General features: G+C 47.3%; 5 protein-coding genes. All 5 read left to right on the plus strand.

Annotation, left to right across the window (positions count from 1 at the left end; all coding sequences use genetic code 11):
- The coding region (locus PF479_RS16725; protein WP_298008909.1) for a Glu/Leu/Phe/Val dehydrogenase dimerization domain-containing protein at nucleotides 1-1,569 on the plus strand (1,569 nt) is incomplete at its 5' end.
- A 107-nt stretch (nucleotides 1,570-1,676) separates the two neighbouring features.
- Nucleotides 1,677-3,242 (plus strand): response regulator, encoded by a 1,566-nt coding sequence (locus PF479_RS16730; RefSeq protein ID WP_298008912.1) that lies wholly within the window; start codon nucleotides 1,677-1,679, stop codon nucleotides 3,240-3,242.
- Nucleotides 3,239-5,038: a sensor histidine kinase gene (locus PF479_RS16735; RefSeq protein ID WP_298008914.1), complete on the plus strand. Its 1,800-nt coding sequence runs from the start codon at nucleotides 3,239-3,241 to the stop codon at nucleotides 5,036-5,038. Before PF479_RS16730 ends, PF479_RS16735 begins: the two co-directional genes overlap by 4 nt.
- On the plus strand, nucleotides 5,035-6,024 hold the full coding sequence (locus tag PF479_RS16740; RefSeq protein WP_298008917.1) for a substrate-binding domain-containing protein: 990 nt from the start codon (nucleotides 5,035-5,037) through the stop codon (nucleotides 6,022-6,024). Before PF479_RS16735 ends, PF479_RS16740 begins: the two co-directional genes overlap by 4 nt.
- Before the next feature lie 109 nt (nucleotides 6,025-6,133).
- A complete protein-coding gene (locus tag PF479_RS16745; protein WP_298008920.1) occupies nucleotides 6,134-7,639 on the plus strand; it encodes a sugar ABC transporter ATP-binding protein in 1,506 nt (501 codons plus the stop codon).
- Nucleotides 7,640-7,845: the final 206 nt, after the last annotated feature.

Raw genomic sequence — 7,845 nt, forward strand, 5'->3', positions numbered from 1 at the left:
TGGAAGAGTGCCCGGAGCCGTATTCTTTTCGGTGGTGCCAAGGGCGGTCTGATGCTGAACCCCCGTGAGTATGATCCCCGAAGCATGGACTTCTTTGATTCCCTGAGCAATTTCGGCCGCTCCCTGTTTCTGGTAACCGGTCCGGCCCGGGATGTTCCCGCCGGAGATGTGGGATGCGGGGCCGATGAAATCGGGCGCATGTTCGAAGGGTTCAAGTCGGCCCTTCGTGATCTGGCTCTTATGGTGTACGGAGTCCGTCACAATGTGACCATGATCGGTGATCAGATCATCTCTTTGACAGAAGCCCGTGTGCTCCTCAAGGAAGCCTTTAATATTGATAACACCGACAGCCGTATTTTGAAAGAGCTGGGAGCCAATCAGGAATATCTGGAACTTGTGGTTGCGGCTCAGATAACGGGTAAACCTAAGATGGGGATTGCCGCCCGAACCGGGGCCACCGGGCGGGGGATGTGTTATGCCACCCTGACGGCTGTGGCCAATCTCTATCTGGAAGATCAATGGGACAGCTCTGTCGATTTAACTAAGGAAGAAAAGGCCGCCCTTTCCAGGCTGATCCATATTGATGTGCCATCGATCCTTGTCCAGGGTGGGGTGGATATAATCAGCGCCACTGATTGGACCCTTCTCCAGGATGTTGTCTTCCCTAAACTGCTGAAGGGCAAAAAAATGGTTGTCCAGGGCTCGGGTAAGGTCGGTAGTTCAATCATCAGTGAGATGGCTAAATACGGGGTGAACCTGATTGCCGTGTCCGATGCGGGGGGAGCCATCATCGGGGATAATCTTGATCCGGTACTGGTGATGAAAGCGGTTGAAGACTCCCGGGGGCTTGATGACCGGGCGGTACGGGCTTCAGTCGTTCATTGTGAAATGAATGTCAATGAAAAAATCATGGGAGCCCGTGAAGGATCTGTTCTCCTGGAGCTTGAGTGTGATCTTTTAGTTCCTGCTGCCCTTGAAAATTCGGTCACCGAGGAGAATGCGCCCCGGATCAAGGCTAAAATCGAAGTGTGCGGCAGTAATGGAAGTAACAGTTCAAAGGCGGAAAAGATCCTTCTGGATAAGGGTGTCCTGGTGGTGTATGACTTTCTGGCCAACAGTGCCGGGGTTACAGCCTCCTATTTTGAATGGCTGCGGAATTTGTATCAGAGGAGCCGTTTCGAGGCTGAAAAGATCTATGAAAAAGACTTCGATGACTCGGTGATGAACTCATATATCATGCCCGAGTTCCGGGAAAGGATTAAAGCCGTTCTGGCCCAGGATGAATCTCCCGCCGTGACGGAACAGTGGAATATGATCCTCCGGGATATCATGATATCTGCGGTGAATGAAGACTATCATTTTGCCCGGGAGCAAAAGATCTCCCTCAAAGATGCCGGCTTTATCAATACCCAGTTCAGGGTCCTGACGGCGGCTCTGAGTCGAATGAGTGAAGACCAGGCTCAGGGTATTAAAGACTCCCTGAACGAGAAGGCCTCGGTGATGCTGGATGAGTTCCTCACGCATCCGGAAGTCGATGTTTTTCGGAATATGAACCGGGGGGAATTCTGATGCTCCTAAGAGCTGCCGGGAACTGATGAAGGAAGCTTTCCCTTTTTGCTGTTCTTCTGAATATCCTATGGTATACTCTCTTAAAATGAATATTTCAGGACCTCTTGATGTATAAGATGATTTTTGTAGATGACGAAGCCATTGTCAGAGAGGGAATCTCCAGCTGTGTCCCCTGGGACGAGGTCGGATTTCAGTTGGTCGGGGTTTTTGAGCATGGACTGGATGCCCTGGAATATATTAAGAATAATCCCGTTGACCTGGTTCTGTCGGATATCAATATGCCCCGCATGAGCGGTCTGGAACTCAGTCGTGTTCTGGGTGAGAAGTTCCCGGATATCATTATTATACTCCTGACTGGATATGATGATTTTGAGTATGCCCAGGAGGCTATCAGAAATCAGGTCCGTGAGTTTATATTAAAACCCATTACACGGAATGAACTCTCTACTGTCCTGAGTACCATCAGAAAGGAACTGGATCTGGAGAGGAGCAGCCGGCTGCAGCAGGATATGCTTAAGGCGAAGCTGGATCAGAGCTTCCCACTGTTGAAAGAGCGTTTTCTCTGCAGGTTGATCTCGGATTCTGTGAGCATCGATAAACTGCAGGATCGAAAAGCATTTTTTCAATGGACAGATCTGGAGTCTCTTTATCAAGTGGTCATTTTAAAAATCCCCTCATCCTGGTCGGAGTTGGAGCGGTTCTCCCTGGGAGAATTCCTCAAAGGTCTTGTGAAAGATGTGGATGAGGTCTTTTTCAGCCGGATGGAGGATATCATTTTTCTCATCCAGGAGAGCCGACAGGACCGTTTTAAAGCTTATACCACCATGCTGGCTCAAGAAGCCTTCAATTTCGCCTCCTCTCTGGATAAACCCATGATTTCGATCGGATGCGGAGAAGTTGTTGATGGGATTCCCCTCCTGGAGCGTTCCTATCAGGGAGCCTGCACTGCTGTGGATTACTCCCGAAGTCTGGGATTGAGTCAGGTTGTGACGGTTGAAGAAATCAGAAACCGTGAGGCACCTTCTCCGGAAAAACTCAATCAATATACCTCGGAAATGATGAATCATATTAAGGACGGACGTGCCAGAGACAGCATAAAAATCCTCAGGGAACTCATTGAGTATCTTGAAACTCATTACCAGACGCCCCAGCAGCTGTCGTCCATATTTCTTCAGCTGTACTCCAGTATCTCTCTGTTTATCCGGGACCTGGAACTCGTCTCACCCGAAGGAATCCTGGGTTCTCTCAATCCCAGCCATTTTGAGGCTTTGACCACCGCCGAAAAGGCAATCGAGTCGTTGATCCTGAATATTGATGAGCAAATCCGCCAACGGAGAAAAGGGGTGCTTCTTTCCAGAATCGACCGGGCTAAGTCTATCATTCAGGAACGGTTCATAGATAAAGATTTTTCCCTCAACGACATATGCCTTGAGTTATATCTGTCAACGAGTCAGTTTTCTCTCCTCTTCAAGGAAGGGACGGATATGACCTTTGTTGAATACCTTACATTTGTCAGGATGGAGGAGGCAAAGCAGCTGTTGTGGAGCAGCGATTTGAAAAGTTATGAAATCGCAGAGCAGGTGGGATTTTCAGATCCTCGCTACTTCTCCATCATTTTCAAAAAGCATACGGGCATGACTGCCATGGAATACAGAAGGACCAGGACTCAATGAAAAAAGCATTGAGTTTCGGAACCCTGGAGTCCAGGATATACACGATATTTACTGTCATGATATTCAGCGCCATATTTGTGATGCAGCTGGTCTCATTCCGCTATACCATTGATACAGTTAAAAGTACCACCATTGACAGCAACCGGGTAGTGCTGCATCAGCTAGTCTCTCAAATGGACAGTTATATACAGGGGATGGAGCATATCTCTCAGGCCGTGACGGTGGATGATCAAATTCAAATGTTCCTGACCACTTCTGCTGAAGATTCAGGGAAGGTAGAAATGGAGGATACAATTCAGTTTATTCGGCAGAAGCTGCAAAACTATATTCAGGCCCGGGAAGATATTTCGGATATCCTCCTCATCCGAATGGATCGTTTCATCCTGACATCCTCTGAAGATGTGAAGATCAATCCCTGGACGGCCATTCAGGATAAAGACTGGTTTATTGATGCTGTTGAAGTGGGAAATAAGACGATTGTGTCCTCCTCCTATGTTCAGAATCTGATATGGGGGCGCTATTCCTGGGTTGTCTCCCTCAGTAAAGGCATTCTGTCTAAAGAAGATGGCATCTTGAAGGGCATTCTCCTGGTCGATCTTAAATTCAACAGGATCAAAGATCTTTGCCAATCCCTGGTGATCGGCCAGAAGGGGTATAACTTCATCCTGGACAATGAAGGGAACTACGTGTTTCACCCGACGCAGCAGCTCGTGTACAGTAATATCAAGAGCGAACCCCTGGAGGGAATCATGGCTATGATTCATTCCGGAGAAATCCAGACCTATCAGAGGGATGAGCGCTATTATATGGTGGAAACCTCACAACTGACAGGATGGCATGTAGTCAGTGTGATCTATGAAAGCGATATCATCACCGAATGGAAGAGTCTGCAGCTGATCTACACCCTGATCGGCCTGGTTCTTTTTCTCATTGTCGGCCTGGCAACCAATAAAATATCTTCGGGTATCACAAAGCCTGTCAGAAAACTTCAGGAAATCATGCAGACCGTTGAAACTGGAGAATTCCGTGTTGTAGGCTCCATAAAAGCCACCGATGAAATTCGGGAACTAGCCAGAGAATACGATATCATGGTCGGGCGTATCCGTGAATTAATGGATGCCAACACAAGGGAACAGGAGCTTAAAAGAAAGAGTGATCTCAAAGCCCTTCAAGCACAGATTAATCCTCACTTTCTTTATAATACCCTTGATTCTATTATCTGGATGGGAGAGATGAAGCAGAATGAAAAAGTTGTTCAAATGACATCGGCTTTATCTAAACTTTTCAGAATCAGCATCAGCAAGGGGCGGGATCTGATCTCTATCCGGAATGAGCTGGAACATGTTAAATCCTATTTGACGATTCAGGAGATGCGTTATCAGGATAAATTCCGGTATGAGATGAATATGGATCCGGAGATTCTGGATATGACCACCTTGAAAATAACACTTCAACCTCTTGTAGAAAATGCGATCTATCATGGGATTAAGGAAGTGGATCATGAGGGTTTGATCAGCATCTCCGGCTGGCTCGAAGATGATGTGATTGTTCTGGAAGTCAGGGATAATGGAATCGGCATGAATGAGGCACAGCTGGCATTGCTGGTGGAGGGCCTGGAACGTTCGGATGTCAGTGCCGTCAGGCTGAACAGACAGGGGCTGGGAGTCCGAAATGTCCATGAACGGATCCAGCTCTATTTTGGAAAAGAGTATGGCCTCGTCTGCGAGAGTTCTCCCGGAGTCGGGACCTGTATTTCCGTCCGTTTTCCCGCATCATCACTGGAGGTCGTATTTTGAAAAGATGGTACCTTCTTATGTCCAGCCTGATGGCGGCGCTGGCTCTGTTTATGGCTCTTTCTCTTTTTTATGACAGTGCCTCCTCCGAGGTTCCTGCTCCCGAGGGAACAATTGAAATTGTTTTAAAATCAATAGTGGGACAACCCATGGATTTCTGGGACGTTGTAGATCAGGGTATCGTTGATGCAGCCAGGGAGTTTGGTGTCAATGTGGAGGTTTCAGGTCCTCGTTTTGAAAAAGAAATCAACAGTCAGATCCAAATACTGGATAATATCATTCAAAAAAATCCTCCCTTGATCATCCTGGCAGCCTCAGACTACAAGAAGCTCGTCGAGTCGGTTGAGAGGGCCAGTCTTCAGGGAATCCCCATTATCACCATTGATTCCGGTGTCGATTCGGATATTCCTATTTCTTTTGTGGCCACCAACAATGTGGATGCAGGCGTGAAAGCCGGAGAAGAGATGAAACGACTGATTGATGAGCATGACAGGAAGCAGATTGCCATTGTCAGCCATATACAGGAAACAGCTACAGCCATCGAACGGGAGAGGGGGGTCCGCAGTGCCCTGGAAGGGGAGAACATCATCGGCACCTGGTTCTGTGATGTAGAGCAGGATATCGCCTATCAGATTACTCTGGAACTGCTTAAAAATCCTGATCTGGGTGGTATCGTTGCCCTGAATGAGGTGGCCTCCCTGGGAGTCGCCCGGGCGATCAGAGAAAGCAACAGCAAGAGGGATGTCCTGGTTGTCGGGTTTGATAATGCAGTACAGGAACTGTCTGATCTGGAGGAAGGAATCATACAGGCTACGGTTGTACAACGGCCCTACAATATGGGCTACCTCTCGGTCAAAGCTGCCGCAGATTATTTGAAGGGGAATGATATTGATCCACTGGTGGACACCGGTTCCGTTCTGATTACAAAGGACAACATGTTTGAAAGGCAGTATCAGGAGCTGCTATTTCCATTTTCAGGCATTAAATAGTCTGGAATAATCAGCAAACAGGAAAATATTAAACATTCTCCGTAATATCCTCAATTTCGCGATTTTGAATTCAGGGTGATAATTTACCTACTACACAAGGAGAATCGCTTTGAGAGAAACAGTCCTCTCCATGAAAAAAATTGACAAGAGATTTACAGGAGTTCATGCCTTAAAGGGTGTGGACTTTGAGCTGAGGGCCGGAGAAATCCATGCTCTTGTCGGTGAAAATGGTGCCGGTAAATCCACTCTTATGAAAGCCCTGACAGGAATCTTTCCCAAAGATTCGGGTGAAATTCATTATCTAGGTAAATTGTATAACCCCCGGGGACCCAAAGAGGCCTTGAGCAGGGGGATCGGAATCATCCATCAGGAACTGCATATGATGGATCATCTCACTGTGGCTCAGAACATCTTCATTGGACGGGAGTCTATGAAGAAAAATCGTTTATTTCTGGATGATAAATTGCAGAATGAACGTACCGTTGAGTTGTTCAAGCGTCTGAATATGGACATTGACCCAACAGAAGTTTTGGGGCGTCTGACCGTCGGTAAACAGCAGATGGTCGAAATAGCCAAAGCGGTCTCCCACAATTTAAAGGTTTTGATTCTGGATGAACCCACCGCGGCTTTGACCGAAACGGAAATCAAGGAACTTTTCACCATCATGAGAGACCTGGCCGGCAAGGGTGTCGGCATGATCTACATTTCACACAGAATGGATGAGATCGGAAAGATCACCAACAGAGTTACCGTTCTCAGAGACGGAGAATATGTCGGTACCGAAGATACCGATAAGCTGATCAAAGAAGACATCATCAATATGATGGTGGGACGGGTCATATATGAGAATCCCAAGGCTCAGAGCAATGTCCCGGCTGATGCCGATGTTGTTTTGAAGGTGAACAGTCTGAATTCCGGCCGTATGGTCAAGGATGTCTCCTTTGAATTAAAAAAGGGCGAGATCCTGGGATTTGCGGGCCTGATGGGTGCGGGTCGAACAGAAACTGCCCGGGCTATTTTCGGGGCAGAAAAGATTGAGACAGGTACCGTGGAAATCAAGGGCAGACCCGTGAGAATCACATCTCCCAGGGATGCCGTGCGTCATGGAATCGGATATCTGTCGGAAGACAGAAAAAAATTCGGCCTGGCGGTGAATCTGGATGTGACGGATAACGCCATCATGGCGTCTTATGACGATTATGAAAAAGGCCTTTTTATTCATAAGAGTCATATTGCAGAGATTACAGAAAGCTATGTTGAGACTCTGAAGATCAAGACCCCCACGGTCTTTCAGCTTTTAAAGAACCTTTCGGGGGGTAATCAGCAGAAAGTCGTTATCGCCAAATGGCTGATCAAGGACTGCGAGATCCTGATCTTCGATGAACCCACAAGAGGTATTGACGTCGGAGCCAAGAGTGAGATCTACACATTGATGAATGAACTGGCCAAAGCGGGGAAGTCTATCATTATGATTTCATCGGAGCTGACTGAAATTCTGAGAATGAGTGACCGAATCGTCGTTATGTGTGAAGGTCGGGTCACTGGCGAATTGGATATCAAGGATGCCAATCAGGAAGAAGTTATGAAATTGGCTACAAATAGAGCCGTCCTTTAAGTCCTTCGGCCCTGAGCGATAAAGACACCAAGGCCCTTAGGCCTCGACAAGAAAGACACCGAGGCTGTAAATCAGCCTCGGTAGATGAATAGGAGTAACGTAAAATGACTTTAAGCCAAAAAATAAAAGAAGTGGGGCTACTGAAGTTTCTGGCTCCCGCCGCCTTGGTCATCCTGTATATATTCTTTGGTATTTTTGGAAGGAAC

This window comes from Oceanispirochaeta sp. (assembly GCF_027859075.1).
GTDB lineage: Bacteria > Spirochaetota > Spirochaetia > DSM-2461 > DSM-2461 > Oceanispirochaeta.